General features: G+C 48.6%; 16 protein-coding genes. 6 read left to right on the plus strand and 10 right to left on the minus strand.

All coding sequences use genetic code 11. The features are described from left to right. Positions 1 to 28: 28 nt before the first annotated feature. The 3 genes from KFF03_RS13170 to KFF03_RS13180 are packed head-to-tail and all read left to right on the plus strand — an operon-like array spanning position 29 to position 3,987. Positions 29 to 961, plus strand: a complete 933-nt coding sequence (locus tag KFF03_RS13170; RefSeq protein ID WP_255857386.1) for a MerR family transcriptional regulator — start codon at positions 29 to 31, stop codon at positions 959 to 961. Beyond that, positions 958 to 1,974, plus strand: coding sequence for a class I SAM-dependent methyltransferase (locus KFF03_RS13175; protein WP_255857387.1), 1,017 nt, complete (start codon positions 958 to 960; stop codon positions 1,972 to 1,974). The genes KFF03_RS13170 and KFF03_RS13175 overlap by 4 nt, the downstream gene beginning before the upstream one ends. A 30-nt stretch (positions 1,975 to 2,004) precedes the next feature. Next, on the plus strand, positions 2,005 to 3,987 hold the full coding sequence (locus KFF03_RS13180; protein ID WP_255857388.1) for a TonB-dependent siderophore receptor: 1,983 nt from the start codon (positions 2,005 to 2,007) through the stop codon (positions 3,985 to 3,987). Between the two features lie 13 nt (positions 3,988 to 4,000). On the opposite strand, the gene KFF03_RS13185 is transcribed toward KFF03_RS13180, so the two are convergent. The 3 genes from KFF03_RS13185 to KFF03_RS13195 are packed head-to-tail and all read right to left on the minus strand — an operon-like array spanning position 4,001 to position 6,462. Continuing rightward, positions 4,001 to 5,188: an MFS transporter gene (locus tag KFF03_RS13185; protein ID WP_255857389.1), complete on the minus strand. Its 1,188-nt coding sequence runs from the start codon at positions 5,186 to 5,188 to the stop codon at positions 4,001 to 4,003. Positions 5,189 to 5,202: 14 nt separating this feature from the next. After that, entirely contained in the window at positions 5,203 to 6,015 is an 813-nt protein-coding gene (speD, locus tag KFF03_RS13190) for an adenosylmethionine decarboxylase (RefSeq protein WP_255857390.1), read from the minus strand. A 24-nt stretch (positions 6,016 to 6,039) separates the two neighbouring features. Continuing rightward, positions 6,040 to 6,462: an OsmC family protein gene (locus tag KFF03_RS13195; protein ID WP_255857391.1), complete on the minus strand. Its 423-nt coding sequence runs from the start codon at positions 6,460 to 6,462 to the stop codon at positions 6,040 to 6,042. Between the two features lie 264 nt (positions 6,463 to 6,726). Between KFF03_RS13195 and crp the strand changes: the two genes are divergently transcribed. Together crp and KFF03_RS13205 are read left to right on the plus strand one after the other, a co-directional pair. Further along, the gene (gene crp / locus KFF03_RS13200; protein WP_255857392.1) at positions 6,727 to 7,365 is read left to right on the plus strand and encodes a cAMP-activated global transcriptional regulator CRP; all 639 of its coding nucleotides are present in this window, start codon (positions 6,727 to 6,729) and stop codon (positions 7,363 to 7,365) included. Positions 7,366 to 7,478: 113 nt separating this feature from the next. Continuing rightward, positions 7,479 to 9,035 (plus strand): response regulator, encoded by a 1,557-nt coding sequence (locus KFF03_RS13205; RefSeq protein WP_255857393.1) that lies wholly within the window; start codon positions 7,479 to 7,481, stop codon positions 9,033 to 9,035. Between the two features lie 12 nt (positions 9,036 to 9,047). Here KFF03_RS13205 and KFF03_RS13210 read toward each other — a convergent pair whose 3' ends face one another. The 5 genes from KFF03_RS13210 to mpl form a co-directional block, all read right to left on the minus strand. Next, the gene (locus KFF03_RS13210; RefSeq protein ID WP_255857394.1) at positions 9,048 to 9,305 is read right to left on the minus strand and encodes a DUF2175 domain-containing protein; all 258 of its coding nucleotides are present in this window, start codon (positions 9,303 to 9,305) and stop codon (positions 9,048 to 9,050) included. Between the two features lie 80 nt (positions 9,306 to 9,385). After that, positions 9,386 to 11,881, minus strand: coding sequence for a thrombospondin type 3 repeat-containing protein (locus KFF03_RS13215; RefSeq protein WP_255857395.1), 2,496 nt, complete (start codon positions 11,879 to 11,881; stop codon positions 9,386 to 9,388). A 42-nt stretch (positions 11,882 to 11,923) separates the two neighbouring features. Further along, positions 11,924 to 12,331 carry a hypothetical protein gene (locus KFF03_RS13220; RefSeq protein ID WP_255857396.1) on the minus strand — a complete coding sequence of 136 codons (408 nt, stop codon included), beginning with the start codon at positions 12,329 to 12,331 and terminating at the stop codon, positions 11,924 to 11,926. After that, positions 12,328 to 12,969 (minus strand): flavin prenyltransferase UbiX, encoded by a 642-nt coding sequence (locus KFF03_RS13225; RefSeq protein WP_255857397.1) that lies wholly within the window; start codon positions 12,967 to 12,969, stop codon positions 12,328 to 12,330. Before KFF03_RS13225 ends, KFF03_RS13220 begins: the two co-directional genes overlap by 4 nt. After that, positions 12,966 to 14,375: a UDP-N-acetylmuramate:L-alanyl-gamma-D-glutamyl-meso-diaminopimelate ligase gene (gene mpl, locus KFF03_RS13230; protein WP_255857398.1), complete on the minus strand. Its 1,410-nt coding sequence runs from the start codon at positions 14,373 to 14,375 to the stop codon at positions 12,966 to 12,968. The genes KFF03_RS13225 and mpl overlap by 4 nt, the downstream gene beginning before the upstream one ends. A gap of 204 nt (positions 14,376 to 14,579) precedes the next feature. Here mpl and KFF03_RS13235 point away from each other — a divergent pair, with 204 nt between their 5' ends. Further along, positions 14,580 to 15,548, plus strand: a complete 969-nt coding sequence (locus KFF03_RS13235; RefSeq protein WP_255857399.1) for a class 1 fructose-bisphosphatase — start codon at positions 14,580 to 14,582, stop codon at positions 15,546 to 15,548. A gap of 114 nt (positions 15,549 to 15,662) precedes the next feature. On the opposite strand, the gene fliD is transcribed toward KFF03_RS13235, so the two are convergent. Together fliD and KFF03_RS13245 are read right to left on the minus strand one after the other, a co-directional pair. Next, on the minus strand, positions 15,663 to 19,631 hold the full coding sequence (gene fliD, locus KFF03_RS13240; protein ID WP_255857400.1) for a flagellar filament capping protein FliD: 3,969 nt from the start codon (positions 19,629 to 19,631) through the stop codon (positions 15,663 to 15,665). Positions 19,632 to 19,759: 128 nt separating this feature from the next. Further along, positions 19,760 to 20,170, minus strand: coding sequence for a flagellar protein FlaG (locus KFF03_RS13245; protein WP_255857401.1), 411 nt, complete (start codon positions 20,168 to 20,170; stop codon positions 19,760 to 19,762). Between the last annotated feature and the right edge of the window lie 67 nt (positions 20,171 to 20,237).

Below are 20,237 nucleotides of genomic sequence, written 5' to 3' on the forward strand. Positions count from 1 at the left end.
CAGTACACAAACAGAGAAAGATTCCCACATGGCAAGCTCCAGTTCTGATAATCAGGCCGCTTATTACCCGATCCGAGTGGTTTCCAGTGAAACCGGTGTTAATGCCATTACCCTGCGGGCCTGGGAACGTCGTTACGGCTTGCTCACGCCCAAAAGAACGGCCAAAGGTCATCGCCTGTACAGCGAAGCCGATATTCGCCTGATAAAACAAGTGGTTTCCCTGCTCAATCGCGGCATCCCAATCTCTCAGGCACAAGCGATGATTGATCAGGAAGGTGACAGTCCGGCACAGCCAAGCCGGGTGGCCAGCGGCGATCAGACCTCACAATGGCAACATTATCGCCAGACCATTAATCACGCGCTGCAGCAATTTGATGAAAAAGCGTTATGTGAAACCTTTGACGAAATCGCGCAATTCTTTCCCATTGATATTGCGCTACGTTTTTTGCTGGTACCGATCTACAAACAATTAAAAGACAATATCCGTGCCGACCTCGGCCAGGCAAGACTGCGCTTTTATTCCGCATTTTTACAAGCCAGGCTAGCGTTACGTCTTTACCAGTCTGATAACAACGCAGTATTGGAAGATTGCCCGGCTGTTGCTGTGGTGAACTTCAGTCAACAAGATGAAGTCCCACTGCTGCTGATGGCAGTACTCATCAAACAAATGGGTATGCGTCCGATTTATTTTAATGGTCTGATGACACCGGCTCAAATCAGTGAAGTGATTCATCAACAGCAGTGGCAAGCCGCTGTGGTTCAGGTTCCCAGAGCGCTGGAAAGTGGCCAACTGAACCAATTGCATAGCCTGGCGGTCGAAACCGGAAAGCCCGTTTTCGCCTGTAATCATGACGCTCAGGACACGGATAAACTGCGATCAGCGGGGTTAATTCCTAGCGGGGATGATGTCCAACAAGGGGCGATGAACATCCGCGATTTATTAAAAGGATTCCAAGCATGAGCCTGGCTGCTTATGAACTGCTACAACGGCACCCACAATTATTGGATAACACTCTGATCATTGGTAACGGCGCAGAGTTACCACCCGAATGGCAACAACAAGTACAACAGTCGGGTAGCCATATCCTGACCTGGGACTGGCAAACATTTCAGCAATACACAATGCTGGATGAAGATCATAAACACTTCGCCATGCCACAAAATCAGATTCAGACGCTGCAGCCCAAGCAAATTATCTTGTTTTGGCCCAAAGCGAAAACACAGGCGTTAAATCTGATCGAACTGATTGCGTCGCAGACCCAGATCGAATCCATCTATGCTGTTGCCGCCAATGATGCTGGTGGTAAAAGCATCGGCAAAGCCTGTTCAGAACTCGCCAGCCACAGTGACAAAATCGACAGTGCACGTCGCTGTTCGCTTTGGCAACTGACGCTGATACCACAAGCGCCGATGAACTGGCTGAAAAAAGCCGAATCCTTTGCTCATCAGCAACAGAATTACCTGACGCTCCCCGGTGTGTTTTGCCATGGCAAACTGGACGTTGGCACTCGTGTATTACTGGAACACCTCCCTGCCCCAGCCCATGGCAAAGTGTTAGATCTGGGCTGTGGTTCCGGCGTGATTGGCCTGAGCCTGAAGCAACAACAACCGGCATTAGAGCTGACACTGGGGGATGTTGATGCGTTTGCACTGCGCAGCGCAGAGCTCAACGCAATGCGGATGGGTATCAAAGCTGACGTGATTGCCAGCGATGGCCTGCACGATATCGACGGTCGTTTTGATTTCATCATCAGCAACCCACCCTTCCATCAAGGCAAAGATACGGATTACCGCTTTGCACAATCCCTGTTCCAACAAGCGAAACAGCACCTGGTTACCGATGGGCAACTCTGGATTGTCGCCAACCGCCACCTGTCTTATGAAGAGTGGGGCCAACAATACTTTGCCAGTTGTGAAGTATTGGCCCAACAAGAAGGCTTTAAAATCATCTGCTTGTCGCATGCAAAAAAATAGGCTTCTAACATGCTGACACGGATGTTCTGTTTGACCCTGCTATCCATGCTGGTTGCAGCGTTTAGCCACGGGGAAACTTATCGTATTTCCCCAGATACGGCTTATGAATACCAAATTTACCAACAGGACTATTTCTCTCACTGGCAACCTCAAACGGCACTGGATATGTTACTGCGGGTGCCCGATACCAGCGTGCAGCGGCAGCCGGATGGATCATTACAGGTTCAGCTCCATGGTATGGATCGAAGCTATCTGGCGGTGTTAATTGATGGCTACCCACTTGCGGGCAATGGCGAAAATAATAACCGCTCGTTGTCTCAGATTCCTGCCAGCCTGATTGATACCATCGAGATCATTCCTAACAGTGTTGCCGATCTGGATGCGCACGGCGGCGCTGCGGGCATTATCAATATTACCCTGAAACACAGTAATACCGAACAATCCCAGGTTGCAGCGAGTGTGGCTGGAGAGCCTGTTAACTATTCGGCCTCACTGCTGAAAAGCGTTACACCCGGCTGGGGACAGCTCAATGTGATAGCCGACCTGCGTCAGCAACAGCAACAGCATCGTTTTTCAATTGAAGAAAATAATCAGCAACAGGACAGCATTGCGGAAGATCAATCGCATACAGTGTCGTTGAGTTACCAAAACCCAACCAGCCAGCCAATACGATTCAACAGTCGCCTGCTGTATTTGCATAACGATGAACAACAGCGGTCATCTGAAGATAGTGTTACGTCATTTTTAACAAGCAAGACTGATTCTGACACCTGGCGTCTGAATACATCCGCCAACGGTTTATATCAGGATCAGAGCAATAACATCCGCTGGCAGTTGCAGTTATTGGCTGAGCAGTTTGATGCCAGCCAGCAGCCACAACTCCAGCAATCACAGCCCCAACGACCACAATCACTTGAAGCGGAGCTCGACCACCGGGAACAGCGGTTACAAATAGGTGCCAGTCTGGCGGAAAAGATCGATGAACATCATTGGAAAGCCGGCATAAATCTCCTCTCCAGTGATTATCAGATTGATTCATTATCAACCTCGCCGGCTTCCTCAACAGCCTCTGCCCATCAGATTAAAGCGAAACAACTCAGCCTGCATGCGTATGCACTGGACCGCTGGAGCGTCACCCAGAAGCTGCATTTTGAAGCCGGTTTTCGTATGGAAACCCACGAGTTAGAACAACGTGACCAGCTGATTGGTGAGCAGGAAATCAGCGGCAATACCGTCTGGCTACCCAACCTGCATCTGATGTATCGCTATGATGATGAAACCCGGATTGGTCTGAGCGGTAGTCAGAGTGCACGCCATCCGGATTTTGCTCAGCGCAGCCTTTATCGCTATCGATTCGATGAATTCGTTTTTCAGGGCAATACCGATCTGGATATCGAAGTCGTCAGTGCCATTGATCTCAGGTATGAATATCAGCACACACGCAATGCCCATCGTTTTACCCGCATCCGACTGTTTCATCGCAGTATCACCAACGCCATTATCGACACCGAGCGTGAGGAAATCATCGACGATGAAACCCTGACCATCATTGAGCCACAAAATAGTGATGTCAGCGCCATCCAGCAAGGAGGCGAACTCAGTGGCGGCCTGTCGTTATCACCCGACCTTAGCCTGAAAGCTTCCGCGGGTTTTTATCGTTCTTATTTGCGCGCAACGAACAACAACCAAAGTCAACGCTTAAGCAACCAGCCAGACTACCGCTTACAAGCCAGCATTGATAAGCACATCCAGGCATGGCGTGGCGGAGCCCAATGGCGCTATCAGGGAGACAGTGAAGAACGGCTGAATAATGTCCGACAGCAGGATGCGATACAGACTCGATCTCCGGGGCATACCCTGGATTTATATCTGAATTATCGTACCCAGCACTGGCAAGCCAGCCTGACAGCATCGCAGATATTAGCCAGTGAAGAGCAATACCGCTCACCGGGCAGAGAGTTCACTATCACGCCCGACACCCTATGGCGCTTGAGTGTTGCATTGGATTTCTGAAGTTTCAGTAAGATCAATCGTGCAGAGATGATGCCGGTATACGCCACAATAACATTGCCAACAGAATCAGCACCGGCAAACTGCTGAGTAACAATCCATGCCATCCAAGTAACAGCAATACGACCCCGGATGCCAACGCGCCAATCGCCTGAAACGTAAACACCAACATATCGTTAATCCCCTGCACATGACTGGCTTCATGTGGTAGATAACATCTGGGCAACAGCGCGGTGCCGGCAACAAACAGCAGGTTCCATCCCAAGCCCAGCATCACCAGGCCAAACCAATAATGAATCAGGCTCTGATCCCACCAGGCAACCATGATGGTCGCCGCGTAAATCACGACACCCAGAAAAACCATTCGCCAAACACCCAACCAGCGAACCAGCTGTCCGGAAATCAGCGAGGGCAGAAACATCGCGGCAATATGGCTCTGAATCACCCACTTTGCCTCACTGACATCGTGATCAAACAATACCGTCATACTCAGTGGTGTGGCAGTCATCACATAAGCCATCACACCATAGCCACCGGCTGCGGCGGCAATCGCCAGCCACAACGCCGGTTGCTGAAATAATTCGGTGTAGCTTCTGGCATCAGAAGCCTCCGCAACAGCGGAGACGTTGAGCCGCGGTAAGGTGAAAAATAGCAACAGGAAACTAATACCGTACAACCCGGCCAGCCCGATAAAAGCAGCGGCAAAGCCGGACTGCGGCCAGAATACACTCAGTGAAGTGAGCTCTGGCCCTAAAAAAGCAGACACCAGCCCTGCTAATAACAGACGGGCGGCAACCACAGGTTTGTCAGCATCATCGACAGAATCCATCGCCACAAAACGAAACTGATGCACAACCGCAATCACAACACCAAAACCCAGAGATGCCAGACAGAACAACCAGAAATCAGCGGTGACCACAGCATACGCGGCTAGCACGGAAGCACTGATACCCAGGCAATGAGCAATGAGAAATAAGAGCCTTCGGCCCCAGCGATAAGCAAGTTTTGCCGCCGGTAGTGCACTGGCAGCAGTACCAATAATCATCAGAGCCACCGGTAAAGTGGCAAACCCAGGTTGAGGATGCAGCTGTTTACCGATTAAGCCGCCCACCATCACCATTAACGGGGCGGCACTCATTGATAATGCCTGCACCAGCATCAGATACCAGACCAGCGGCTTAACCTGCGCTTTTCTTAAGTTCATAAGAGAACCGTGGGCTACGGCATATTTCGGGAATAGAAAATTTCCAGCATTTCTTTACGGACCTTTTCTTCGACCTGCTGACGCTCGTCAACGCTCAGGCCTTTGGCACCTTCGCCAAACAGATAGTTATCCAGTTCGAAATCTTTCAGCAGCATTTTAGTGTGGAAGGTATTTTCCTGATACACATTCACATCAATCATCTGATAAGCGTTTTGAGTATCTTCACTGAGGTAATTCTGAATCGAATTAATATCGTGATCGATATAATGTTTCACACCGTCGACGTCACGGGTGAAACCACGCACACGGTAATCACAGGTCACAATGTCAGAGTCAAAACTGTGAATCAGGTAGTTCAATGCTTTCAGTGGTGAGATCAGACCACACGTAGACACATCAATATCAACACGGAAAGTACTGATACCGCCATGCGGGTGACTTTCAGGGTAGGTGTGTACCGTCACATGGCTTTTATCCAGATGCGCTACAACTGAATCTTTGAGTGGCGCCTGAGCTTCTTTTAACGGCCCAGGCGTTTCTTCCATCAGCTCATCATTGGGCGGGACTTCATGCTCAGCAATCAGAATGGTGACACTGGCCCCTTCCGGCTCATAGTCCTGACGGGCGATATTCAGTACATTGGCACCAATAATATCAACCACATCGGTCAGGATTTTAGTCAGGCGGTCTGCACTGTACAGCTCATCAATATACTCAATGTATTCCTGGCGCTCTTTTTCAGTCTGGGTGTAACAGATGTCGTAAATATTAAAGCTCAGGGATTTTGTCAGGTTATTGAAACCGTGCAGACGCAACTTGTTGTTCAATAGCGTGTCCTCTTTAAACGCAGATTATTCTGCTTCTACCACGTTAAAACTGTGAGTGATTTCAACACCACCCTGCTCCAGCATGATGGATGCCGAACAATATTTCTCCGCAGACAATGCCACAGCACGTTCCACCAGAGACTCTTTGAGGTTATGACCGGTGACGGTGAAGTTCACATGAATTTTAGTAAAAACGCTGGGAACGGCATCGGCTCGCTCTGCTTCAATATCCGCGACACAATCCACCACTTTCTGACGTTGTTTTGTCAGGATGCTCATCACATCAAAGCTGGTGCAACCACCCAGGCCTAACAACAACATTTCCATCGGACGGACACCCATGTTGCGACCACCATGATCTTCCGGGCCATCCATCACGACCGCATGACCACTTCCGGACTCTCCCAGAAACATTGCGTTATCAACCCATTTCACGGTTGCTTTCATCAGAACTCTCCAGTGCAGTGTTGTAAGCCGGACTTTTCCGACCGCCAAGAGCGCGGAGATTACCATAAGGGCTCTTGAGCGTAGAAGTAAAAAAGGACGAGTTCAGCCTATTTAGATACAGCTGTCGCAATATTGACAACAGTTATCAGATAGGCTTTGGGCAATCGGCCAGTTGGCCCTATAATCAATTATTATTTATAGGGTTACCCCCTGACGCTACACCTGATACGACACTCGACAAACATTCGACACCGGACACCGCTTATGAGCCTTCCTCCATTAATTTCGAAACACCAGCATCTGGAAGACTTTTTATCTCATTGTCACCGCCGTCGCTACCCGGCCCGCAGTACCCTGATTTATGCCGGAGAAGAAAGCGACACCTTGTACTATCTGATAAAAGGTTCCGTCACTGTCTTTATTGAAGACAGTGACGGCCGTGAAATGATCATGGCTTATCTCAACGAAGGCGATTTCTTCGGCGAGATGGGCTTGTTTGATGAAGAACAAAAAGAACGCACCGCCTGGGTAAAATCCAAAACTGAGTGCGAGGTCGCTGAAATCAGTTACGACAAATTCCGTGAACTCAGCAAGCACGACTCACAACTGATTTTCCGTATTTTCCGTCAGATGGCTGAGCGCCTGACCAGAACAACACGCAAAGCCGGTGACCTGGCGTTTCTTGATGTCACTGGCCGGGTTGCCCGTACTTTACTGGAATTGAGCCGTGAACCGGATGCCATGACCCACCCGGACGGTATGCAGATCAAAATTACCCGCCAGGAAATTGGCCGCATTGTCGGTTGTTCTCGTGAAATGGTCGGACGGGTACTGAAAGAGCTGGAAGAACAGGGGCTGGTTTCAGTTAAAGGCAAAACCATGGTGGTGTTTGGTACTCGCTGAAGCAATAGCGATGGCACTGTTCTCGTGAATACTTCATAAGTGGCTATACTGAACTATTGAAGTATCTTTTATGGTGCGACACTTCCCATGTCGCCGATTTTCGAGAATAGAATATGCCCAACGATCTGCTTTTCGCCAACGACCACTCAGGTCATACCGACGCAAGCATGCCTGGTTCAGAAGATACTCGTAGTTGGCGAGTTTTAATCGCCGACGATGAACCGGACGTACACCGCATTACCCGCATGGTGCTTACCGGATTTCAGTTTGATGGACGACGGGTTGAGCTCATCAGTGCCTACACCGGCGAAGAAGCCCGTGAAATCATGCAGCAAAATGATGATATTGCGGTGGCTTTGCTCGATGTAGTGATGGAAGAAGATCACGCAGGGCTTAACGTGGCACGCTACATTCGTGAAGAATTAAAAAACCGCTACACCCGCATTGTTTTGCGCACGGGCCAACCCGGTCAGGCGCCGGAACAAGAAGTCATTCGCACCTACGATATCAATGACTACAAAGATAAGACGGAATTAACCACCACCAAACTCAATACCCTGATGTATGCCACACTGCGCAGCTATCGGGATATTTGCATCCTGGATGAACATCGCCGCGGCCTTGAAAGAGTGATCAAAGCCTCAGCAGAGGTGTTTAGTGCTGGCGAAATTTCTCATTTTGCCTCGGCAGTTCTGGGTCAAGTGACTAACCTGTTAGGGCTTGAGCAAACGGCCTTATATTGCTCAAACACCGACCAACCGGATGATTTACAACTCTCTCAAAAGCGCTTTCGGGTGCTGGCAGCGACCGGAGATATGCAGGCATTTTCCGACGTCGATTCCTTTGACAACATGCCGTCACATATACGTGGTGTGTTTGAAAAAGCGATGAAGTCTCGCTCCAGTCAATATTATGACAAACATTACGTTGGCTATTTTGCATCAGAACGAGGCAGTGAAAATCTACTGTATGTGCAGTATCACAAAGAGCCTTCAGAGCTGGATAAACAGTTGCTGGAAATTTATGCCACCAATGTCACTATCACATACGAAAATCTGCTAATGCGTGAGGATATTGTCGAAACCCAGAATGAACTGGTTTACATGTTAGGTGAAGCAGTCGAACAACGCTCACAAGAGACCGGCGCACATGTTAAACGGGTGGCTAAAATCTCCGAGTTTCTGGCGCTGGCTTATGGCCTTTCAGCCAAAGAATCAGAACTCATTAAAATGGCGTCACCACTGCACGATGTCGGAAAAGTGGCGATCCCGGATCATATTCTGAACAAACCCGGCAAGCATGAACCCGATGAATGGCTGATCATGAAAAGTCACGCCACAATCGGTCATGATTTATTATCTAAGTCCGATCGTCGTGTTCTGCAACTAGGAGCCATTATTGCCAAACAACACCATGAGCGTTGGGACGGCAATGGCTACCCGGAAGGACTGAGCGGTGAAAACATTCATATTGCCGGGAGAATTACTGCGCTGGCCGATGTGTTTGACGCGTTGGGCAGCAAACGCTGCTACAAAGAAGCCTGGCCGGTTGAAAAGATTGTGAAGCTGATCACCTCAGAATCCGGCAAGCATTTTGACCCACAGTTGGTCGAAATTTTGATTGCGCATATCGATGAGATTGCAGCGATTCGTGAGCACTTTCCGGATTAAAACAGGTCTGGCCTAAAACAGCTCTACATCGGCACTATCTTCGGCACCGCCGTTACGACGGCGGGCACGATCGTTTTCCTCGGTCAGCACCAGATCTTTCAGGTCTCGTAGCTCATCGTCATTCAGCTCGGTAATGTCCAGCGTCTGAAACGTTCTGCGCAGTGCCGCATCGGCCTGATAACAATGATGATGAGCCGGCCCTTTTTTGGGCACGGTCAGGCCGGTCGAACCAAACACGAGTTTATCGCAGAAAATACAATTCAAAGACATAAAAAAACTGACCAGGTGGAAAGCCACAAATTTTATAGGTCTTAGCGCTTTTTTACGATCTCAGAATGTAAAATCTTAACCTACAGCTCAACCTCAGCCCGATTGCCTTGTTTGTCCTGCGCAATCACCCGCCAACCCGCATTTTCTTTCGCTTGTGGGCAAACAATCTGCAAATGACCCGTGTAGATAATGCGTCCTTCACAACGTGCGCCAGAGCTGTGCTCTAACCAAACCGCCTGCAACCCCATACCATCATCAAAGGCCATACCGGTTAATCGCGCTTGAGCGGAATCCCACTGAATAAAATCCAACACCGGAGCCACATCATCCGGAAAACTCTCGGCTGACCAATCATCCGTTTCACGACTGATTTCCACTGTATTATTGTAGCCGTCCCCATCCCTGTCCGGGTCTGAGTTATCACCAACACCATCATTGTCGAGATCACCCCATTCCCGATGATCATCCGGGAAGGCATCGGCACTGTTCTCATGATTATCGCCATCACGATCACTATCGAGCGCATCGGGAATGCCATCCTTATCCAGGTCGGCAGGTACAGAAGCTGGGTTTAATGGATCGGTTTCAAGCTGGGTTTCATAGTGATTCGCAATGCCATCACCATCAATATCTGGATCGGAGTTATCGCCTATGCTATCGCCATCCAGGTCAGCCCACTCATTCTTATCCTCAGGGAAGGCATCGTCTGAGTTTTTCACCTGATCACCATCGATATCTGCATCCAACGCATCGGGAATCGAGTCCTGATCCTGATCAGGCGGCATCGAGGTCGCATCAAAAGGATCAAACCCTAACGTGACCTCGTGTTGATTTAAAATGCCATCGCCATCACCGTCCGGGTCGCTGTTATTACCCAAACCGTCATTATCCAGGTCAAACCATTCACTGGCATCACGGACAAAAGCATCTTCTGCATTCGGATAGCCGTCACCGTCGATATCCTCATCAAATACATCCGGAATACGGTCGCCATCTAAGTCTGCAGGAACAGAGCTGGCATCTGCCGGATTGGTTGCCGCACGGACTTCATAGTCATTGCTGATACCGTCACCATCGCGGTCTTCATCTCGGTTATCACCAATGCCATCGTTATCAAGGTCATTCCATTCACTGGCATCTCTGGGGAAATGATCAATGGCATTACCAATCGTGTCCCCGTCGAGGTCGCTGTCCAGCGCATCCGGGATACCATCACTATCCAGGTCAGCCGGTTTATTAGTCGCATCTAACGGGTTAAAGCCGAGGGTTTTCTCATAACTATTGGCAATACCATCGCCATCCTGATCCGAATCAGAGTTGTTACCAATACCATCACCGTCGGTATCCAACCACTCGGTAGGATTACGCGGGAACGCATCCTGTTCGTTCAGGTAGCTATCTCCATCGATATCTTCATCATCGACATCCGCAATACCGTCACGATCCAGGTCGGCCGGATGACTGAGCCGGTCGAGCTCATCCGTACCCGCTTTGAATTCACTCTCATTGCTGAAGCCATCATTATCACGGTCGGCATCAGCATTATTGCCAATACCATCAGCATCGGTGTCTAACCACTCTGTGCTATCGTCTGGGAAAGCATCCAGGTTATTGGCATAACCATCGCCATCCCGATCCGTATCAAAGACATCAGGCAAAGAATCACCATCACTGTCATTGGGTGTGCTGTCTGGTTTTAATGGATCGGTTCCCATGTGCAGTTCAAAGACATTAGGAATACCATCACCGTCGGCATCGGTATCACGGTTATCCGGGATGCCGTCCTGGTCAGTATCAGCCCAATCCCCGCCATTATCCGGATAGAGATCATCGGCATTAGCAACACCATCGCCATCGCGGTCGTCATCAAGAATATCAGGAGTGCCATCCCGGTCCTGATCGGCGGGAACTGAGCTTTTATCGCGTGGGTCTGTGCCGACTTCATTTTCGATATCGTTGCTGATGCGATCACCGTCCCAGTCGTCATCGCTGTTATCGCCGATACCATCACCATCAAAGTCAGACCACTCCTGATCGTTTAACGGGAAATCATCCTCGTTGTTGAGATACCCGTCGTTATCCATGTCATCATCCAACAAATCCGGCCAACCATCACCATCGCTGTCTTTGGGGGTCTCACTATTATCTTTTGGATCAAAGCTGAGCTGCTCTTCCAGATCATTACGAATACCATCACCATCGATATCACGATCGCTGTTATCGCCAATGCCATCGCCATCCGTGTCCAGCCACTCACTGGCGTCCGTCGGAAAATCATCACGAGTATTATTGACGCCATCGTTATCCGCATCATCATCCAGAGCATCCGGAATACCATCCTCATCAGAATCCAACCGATCAGCCTTATCCGGATCCGTACCGGCTGCTTTTTCAAGGAAGTTGGAGATACCGTCGCCATCGCGATCGGTATCCAGGTGATCGGCAATACCATCACCGTCCAGATCGCTGATTTCAGCTTGCAGCGGTGGCATGCACAAAACGGCAGCCCCGCATAATGCAGCCAGACGCAAAACGGATTGGCAAGAGGAGAAAAAATTTAACAATACAGCAGCCATGATGAGTTCTTTTTGTTTTAACGATCTTTTGTTTTCAGATGCTTATTTTTTGGATTCTTGCTGCTTCAGATAACTGGCCTCGGATTCGGTTTTGGCGAAACCATAACGGCAGTTAACCGGGCGATTTTTTTTATCCACCAGAATACCAGCCACCGCATTACCGTTGGTTGGGCGTACTAACAGATAATCATTGGCACAAAATGCTTCTTTGCCCGAATCTTTTTCAGATACCCGCACATCCGCTTCGGTTTGCAGCGATAATAATTTAAATTCGGCAATGGTCGCTTTATCGACTTCACTGGGGTGCTTGATGTAGCCATACATCTCCAGGGTAATCACAGCAACGACCAAACCAATCACAAAACCCAGGCCAACCCATTTCACAATATCAGGTTCCTGGCCCGGTTCCTGATTCGATTCTTTGGCAGTGGCTGTCGATTGATTAGTCATACGTTTGACTCCTGATGGTCGTTATCTTTTCCCCATGCAGGCATTAACTGCTGGGAAATATTTAATTGGTTTAAAATACGGGCGACAACAAAATCAATTAATTGTTCTATCGTTTCCGGTTGATGATAAAAGCCCGGTGATGCCGGCAAAATAACGGCTCCCATGCGCGTCAGGCTTAACATATTTTGCAGGTGAATTTCTGAGTACGGTGTTTCGCGCGGTACCAGAATCAGTTGTCGACGCTCTTTTAACGCCACATCCGCTGCTCGCTCAATCAGATTGTTACTGGCACCCGTAGCGATTGCGGATAAGGTACCGGTGCTGCATGGACACACCACAACCGGACCCGGCTGACCAGAACCAGATGCCCAGGGCGCCATCCAGTCTTCACGACCAAAGGCGCGAACCAGATTGGCATCCACTGCAAAGTGCTTAGCCAGAAATTCGGCCTGAGCTTGTGGCTTGGCCGGGATCGCTAAATTCACTTCTGTGGCGAATACCAGTTGTGCGGCTTTTGAAATAATGACGTCGACCGGTTTACCGGCTTTCACCAACACTTCAATTAAGCGCAACGCATATAACGAGCCGGAAGCACCGGTAATAGCAACACAAATGCGCTCTTGAATGACATCGGTCATCCCCTGCCCTCCGTATCCGCTAAATCGCTGACTAACAAACGTGGTAAACCACCAAAGCTACCATTCGACATCACCACAATCCGATCACCCGGCTTTGCCTGCGACACAATCGAGGTTCGCAGCTCGGCCAGATCATCAAAACACACCGCCGGTACACCACACTGCTCAGCAATATCAGCAACCGACCAGTCGATATTCACCGGCTGAAACCAAAACACCTGATCGGCGTCGACCACCGACTCGGCCAAGTCATTTTTATGCACACCCAGTTTCATGGTGTTGGAACGTGGCTCCAATACCGCAATCACTCGACCAGACGGATTATCAGACTGCAATCGTGCTTTGGCGCCGGCCAGCGTGGTTTTAATGGCGGTAGGATGATGAGCAAAATCGTCAAATACCTGAATGCCGTTAACCTCACCCACCAGCTCCATACGGCGCTTCACTGAAATAAATTCGGCCAATGCTTTGGCCGAAACCTCAGGTGTCACCCCCATATGGCGAGCAGCAATTATGGCAGCAATCGCATTCGAGACATTATGCAAACCACTCAGTGACCAATTAACTGTGACTTCTATGCCGTCGGCCAGTAGAGAAAACTGCGAAGCATCCGCCTTATCAAGACGCCATTGCCAATCACAAGGAGCAGCCTCTGTATCCTGCCCAAACCTTTGTACAGGGGTCCAACAACCCATCTCCAATACCCGCTGAATAGCAGGTTCATTAGTCGGAGCAACAACCAATCCGGAGGTCGGAACGGTGCGAATCACATGATGAAACTGACGTTCAATCGCTGCTAAGTCAGTGAAGATATCAGCATGATCAAATTCGAGATTATTAACAATCAGAGTGCGCGGCTGGTAATGAACAAACTTAGAACGCTTATCAAAAAAGGCCGTATCGTATTCATCAGCTTCGATGACAAAAAACGGCGAGTCGCCGAGTTCAGCAGAACCAGGCAAACGTGCGGAAACGCCAAAATTTTCGGGTACGCCACCAATCAAAAAGCCCGGTGCCATCTGAGCATATTCTAAAATCCAGGCCAGCATACTGGACGTCGTGGTTTTGCCATGGGTACCCGACACGGCAGCCACCCATTTTCCCTGTAACACATACTGACCCAGCCACTGCGGGCCAGACATATAAGCAATGCCACGATCCAGCACATATTCCACCGATGGATTACCGCGCGACATAGCATTGCCAATAATCACCAGATCGACATCACTGGGAATACCTGTCGGATCAAACCCTTCGGTTAATTCAATACCAGCAGCCTGCAGCTGGTCACTCATGGGAGGGTAAACGCCGGCATCCGAGCCGGAAACCCGATGGCCTTGCGCTTTAGCCAGCTGAGCCAAAGACCCCATAAAGGTGCCGCAAATGCCAAGAATATGAAGACGCATGACTAGTACACTTGTCGTAGAGAAAGGCCATAGTGTACTGACATCTTTGTCTGTCCCCAAGCTTGGAAATATGACTTTTGACAGGTGAATCGCGCTTTTCTTACGGTTTTCAAATGTTCATTAGCAGAGATCGACTGAAATTCCAGCAATTTTCCGGTAGACTGCGCCGCATTTGAAATCGCCTGAGAGAGAGGATCATCCATCATGCAACGCCTGCGCCCCTTCCTGGATCAGCACTGTGACAATCTGGCCGTCACTGAAATCATCGACGGACTGATGGTTGCGTGCAAAGACATCACCCATCAACTGCACCTGGGTTCTCTGGCAGGCATCTTAGGCAGCGCCGAGCAGGAAAACGTTCAGGGTGAATGTCAGAAGAAGCTGGATGTTATCTCCAACGATCTGATCAAAGATACGCTGGCTAAAATTGCTCACGTGAAAGGCATCGCCAGCGAAGAAGAAGATGAGCCAGTTGCCTGCAACGACAATGGTGAATACCTGGTGTTGTTTGACCCGCTGGACGGTTCCTCCAATATCGACGTGAATGTCACCGTTGGTACTATTTTTTCCATTCTGAAAGCCGCACCGGATGCCGACGCAGCGCAACAACAAGCTTACCTGCAAGCAGGCACAGAGCAAGTTGCCGCCGGTTATGTTCTGTATGGCCCATCGACATTATTAGTTTTAACCGTCGGTAACGGTGTATTTTCATTTACGCTGGACCCTCGCGATGGTGAATTCTTCTTGCAGCGTGAAAACATCCAGGTTCCTGCAGAAACCCAGGAATTTGCCATCAATATGTCGAACCAGCGTTTCTGGCTGCCAGAAATGCAAAGCTATGTTGCTGACTTGCTGCAAGGTGAAGAAGGCCCTCTAGGCAAGCGTTATAACATGCGTTGGATTGCTTCCATGGTAGCGGAAATCCATCGCATCCTGACCCGTGGTGGTATCTTTATGTACCCCTACGACAAACGTGATCCAAAAAAACCGGGCAAGCTGCGTTTGATGTACGAAGGTAATCCAATGAGCATGCTAATTGAGCAAGCCGGTGGTAAAGCCTCAACAGCATTCGAGGATATTATGTCGGTAAAACCGGAAGGTATTCACCAGCGCGTTTCCGTTGTGATGGGCTCGGCTAAAGAAGTCGAAACAGTGATCAAGTATCACGGTTAATACAAGAACAGCTAATAAAACTTCTGTGAATAAAAACGCAGATAATAAAAATGCCCGCTTCAAGTCACTTTGAAACGGGCATTTTTTATTTTATCCCCTATGACTCAAGGATAGCTAGTTCCGCTGATTCGCGCCGGTAATAGCTTCAAACTGCTGTTTAATAAAATCACCCGTGGAATTCAGTTTCTGAATAATGGCGTCATTAAATAAAAACTGACTTTTTAAGCGTGCTTCCTGAGCGGCCAGGCGCGTATCCAGGCGCTCCCGATCTTCGGTAATAGTCAGTTTCTCTTTATCCAATGCATCTTGCCGGGTTTTGATGGTTCCGCTGGAACCATCCAGGATGCTGCCGAGAATATCATTCAGCTGATCACCAAAACCGGTGATATACGTCACATTACCCCGATTACCTATGATGCCACCCGTAACTTTTAAACGAATGCCGCTGGATGGGTCTATTTCACCTTCTTTGGCTTTTCCGGCTTCGCCATCAGCTCGACCCGCAATAAAACCAAATGCCGCTGCAGCACCCGCAGGTACATCCACCATGGTAACCGATGATTCTGCGCCCGTTGATGCCGAAATAATCCCCAGCTTCTGAAAGGCAAAAGACTCTGGATCATTATTAAATTCGACTTTTACGCTTATTTTTTCAGCTTTTAGAGTCGCATTGTCGTTAATGGCTTTTTGCAAAGCAGCTGCAAGGGTTTCACCTGAATTATAAGCACCATCTACCAAGGTAATTTCTGCTTCGGTACCATCGACATTAATTGTGAACGTATTATTTGAGCTATTAATGGTGATACCACTGCTCAAATCGGCAGTTGGGTTAGCAATATAAAACCCATTGGTGGCTTCTTTATTGCCATTTTCAGCGGTTAAAAACTGGCCATTACCTTTTGCATCAACCCCGTTAATTTTTCCCGCAACGTCCGTACCGGTGGCACCACGCGGCGTAAAACTGTCTGCATCCAATAAACCAAAAATGGTAACCGCAGGTGTATCCAGATCCGAAAAAGACACGCTGGTAGCATTACCACCAATATTAATAGCAAAAGAACCGAGGTTGGTTTCCGGGTCAAACTCGTAAGACACCTCAGGAATCACATCATAGCCATAGCTACGGGTATCCGATAAGCCAAATGCATCATAGCCGTTGGTTTGCGTCTCAGCGGTTAAACCAAGCGTGGTAGCAGCGGCACCACCGAGATTTTTAATTTCAATCTGCGCAGCAGCACCAAAGGTTGCTGCGGTTTTGGTACCTTCTTTCGACAAGGTTTCAAAGTACAACTGGTCAGAGTCATCCAGCTTAGCTACCACATCACCAGCTTGGAATTGCCCTGAAGACACCAAAGCCCGATCCAGTGCTTGCTGAACCACATTCAGCGTAGAGTTTTTATCATTATTGCCATTTGTTCCGTTGCCATTTACATCAACATTAATATCGATACCGGCAACCGCCAGCGTAAAGGTAGCGTTATTAGCGCCGCTGAAATCAACACCTGAGTTAATCACAGCGCCAGCCGACGTTTGGGCACCACGTCCATCACTGGTCACCTGAATAAAATCCTGATGTGGCGGAGTGGTCGGTGGTGTAGCAACGACAGTGGTTAACTTCAGGCCATTACCATCCTGACTGGCAGTCACAACATTGGCACCAAAAGCGGTGTCTAACGCGGCCTGAACATCGGCAACATTATCGCCGGAGTCCGAGTTCACAATGACTTCTTTTTCCACACCAGAAACATTCAGGGTGAAACCAGCATTCACGCTGGAAAAATCAATATTGGTACTGATATCACGGCTACCAACTGATGTCTCAGCTCCTCTGGTTACTGCTGAAAATTCAGGATCAACATCTAATTGCGTTTTAATGGCCGCTTGAATGGCGGTCGCCATATCGTCGCCATTGAGATACGTGCCTGCTGGCACACTGACTTTGGATGACGTCGTCACACCATCAACAGTGAGATTAAATTCAACCGGATCAGAAAAAGTAATACCGGCATCATCACCATTAATTTGAACGCCCTGGGTCGCATCCAGGCCTAACTGACCATCAGCCACAGAGCTACCAACGGCGGTAATTTCAATTTGTTGAGCATCACCCACAGCCGTGGTGTTAAAAATCAGATTTCCGTTGTTATCAAAGCTGGCTTCAACATCACCGTTTAATGAAGTAGCATCGATCGCCGTCTGAATTGCCTGCAAAGTATCTTTGCGATCACCAATTACACCATCACTATTTAAGTCATTACCGGCTGCATTTTGATTAACGGTGACCGCAACAGGGCCACCTCCAATATCAATGGAAAAGGTGGCGTTATTGGCAGCAAAGTTAATGCCTTCATTTTGTGCTAAGGCACGACTGCCTGGTTGAGTAGAGGCGCCCTCACCTAAAAATGCATCGGAGTTAATGGTCGTTAAAGGAACACCTTGGTACTCACCTTTGCCAAGAATATTAAACCCTAAGGTATTGGCAGAATTTGAATCCACACTGGTAAAAGAAACGCGTGATTTCGAGCCAAATTTATTGGAGGTAATATCAAACGACTGGTTATTCGCATTGTAATCAACCGAAACCGACGAGAAGTTATTACGGATATTTTTTCCGCTATTAATCTGCAGCGCAATTTGTTTGGCTAAGTCATCACCAGTGGCATAACTGCCATGGGTTAATGTTACCGCTTCATTAGTACCATCAACATTAATGGTGAAGCCGTCATTGTTTTCATCGATGATCACCGGCTGGGAAAAGTCCAACGTACTGACACTGCCGCCAAGGAGTTTGGCTTGAGTTGCAAGCTGAGTAATCTCGACTCCGTAACTACCTGGCTGGGTATTAATGGAGTCATTGACATAAGTAATCTGGCTATCGGAAGTATTGCCACTCTTCGACAGAATACTAACAATTGAATCCGGCTCGTTACGGATGGCTTTGTTAAAAACAGAGGCATCAAATCCTAACAAAAAATCGTTGTTGCGATCGGTGTTTACACCTAATTCAGTTAAAGAACGATACTGCGTACCCGCCAAACCAACAATGGGTTGGCTGATTAACGAACGGATTTGTTGTTGAATCGAACGAATGGTGGAATCACCTAATAACAAACCCGCTTGTTCGGTATCAGAATTAAAGGAAGTCAGGTCATCAGAGAATTTTTTAAATTCATTGTAAGCATCAACAAACGCCTGAATATTTTCCTGAATACCTTCAGAGTCCGGCTCAACAGAAACCGTGACTTGTTTTCCGACATCCGCACTTTTTAAGTCCAGTGTGACGCCATCAATGACTTCATCCACCGAATTGGATGAGCGGGTAATAGTCAGGCCGTTAACCTGCAATTGAGCATCTTCGCCACGGGCAGTCTCTTCCAGATTACCACTGCCGTTTTGATTTTCATTAAAGGCCAACGCCGACAAGCCGGATGTCGCCAGATTGCCATCGGCATCAAAAGTCTCAATGCGTAGCGCATTTTCAGCACCAGTATCTTCTGAGCTGATAACCAGGCGATAACCCGTGCCGTCGTTAATAATATTCGCACGCGCGCCAATATTAGCGTTATTAATGGCATCGCGAATACCGCTCAAAGTTTGGTTAGATGAATCAATGGTGATCGGATCACCACCCTTATCAGGGTTCACATCCTGGCTGAGAAAATCACCACCAGCGTTATAACTGATCTCACCAAAGGTGATACGAATCTCACCCGAACCAATAATTTCGTTAAAACTGGAATACGCCGCCGTTACCAATGAATGTGACTTAGCCGTATTTAACACTTCGATATTGTAAGTGCCCGGATCAGCTAATGCCGAACCGGTTGCCGTTAAAATGGACTCATCAGAAGAGGTCGCAATGGTTGAGCCCGCCTCACTGGGAGAAGCCAGTGCGCCAGCCGCGGATTTCAGCTTATCCGCCAGCGACTGAATTTCACCATAAGCGGTAATTTTGGCATCAACAATAGTTTCTTCGCGATCTAAGCGAAGCTCACTGGCTTCTCGTTCTGCACCAATGATTTTGTCTACCAGATCATTGGTCAAAACGCCAGAGCCTAAACCCAACGATTCAATTGCTGCCATATACTTCCTCAATACCTTGCGGTTGAGAGCTGAAAAAAGAAAACCCCGGTATCAACCTTATCGGCCGATCCGGGGTTATTATTAGAGCCTGTGTCAGTTAAGTCATCTGTTAATCACAAGAGCCTTGCTTACACCTGAGCGCTGAATAATAACGATGGTTCTTCGTCATTCAATTTCTGCGCCAGTGTCAGAGCCAGCTCGTCGGGAATCTGACGAATCAACTCAGAAGACTGCTTATCAAACACTTTAATAACGGTTTGGCCACTATCCTCGTCTAACTGAAAGTCCAGCGTACGTTCGGTTGATTGTACATAATCGTTTAACTTTGAGATGGCTTCCTTCACCTTCTCGCGGCTAATAGCTTCGCTTTCAGCGGTGGCAGCCGGAGCAGTGGATTGCGGCAAATCCTTGCCGGATACCGCCGCTCCCTGTTCTGCCTGATATGCACGAGCACCCGAGGATACAGCCGTTACCGGTTTTTGTGCTGCAGAAGAAAGCTGCAGAACCCGATCATTAATATTGGCTTTTAAATCACTCATAAATCACCTCATATCTCTTAATGGGGAACTACGGCCTCACCCAGAGGGCAAAAGGCCGTAGAAGTAA

This window comes from Bacterioplanoides sp. SCSIO 12839, from assembly GCF_024397975.1.
In the GTDB taxonomy this organism is placed as follows: domain Bacteria; phylum Pseudomonadota; class Gammaproteobacteria; order Pseudomonadales; family Oceanobacteraceae; genus Bacterioplanoides.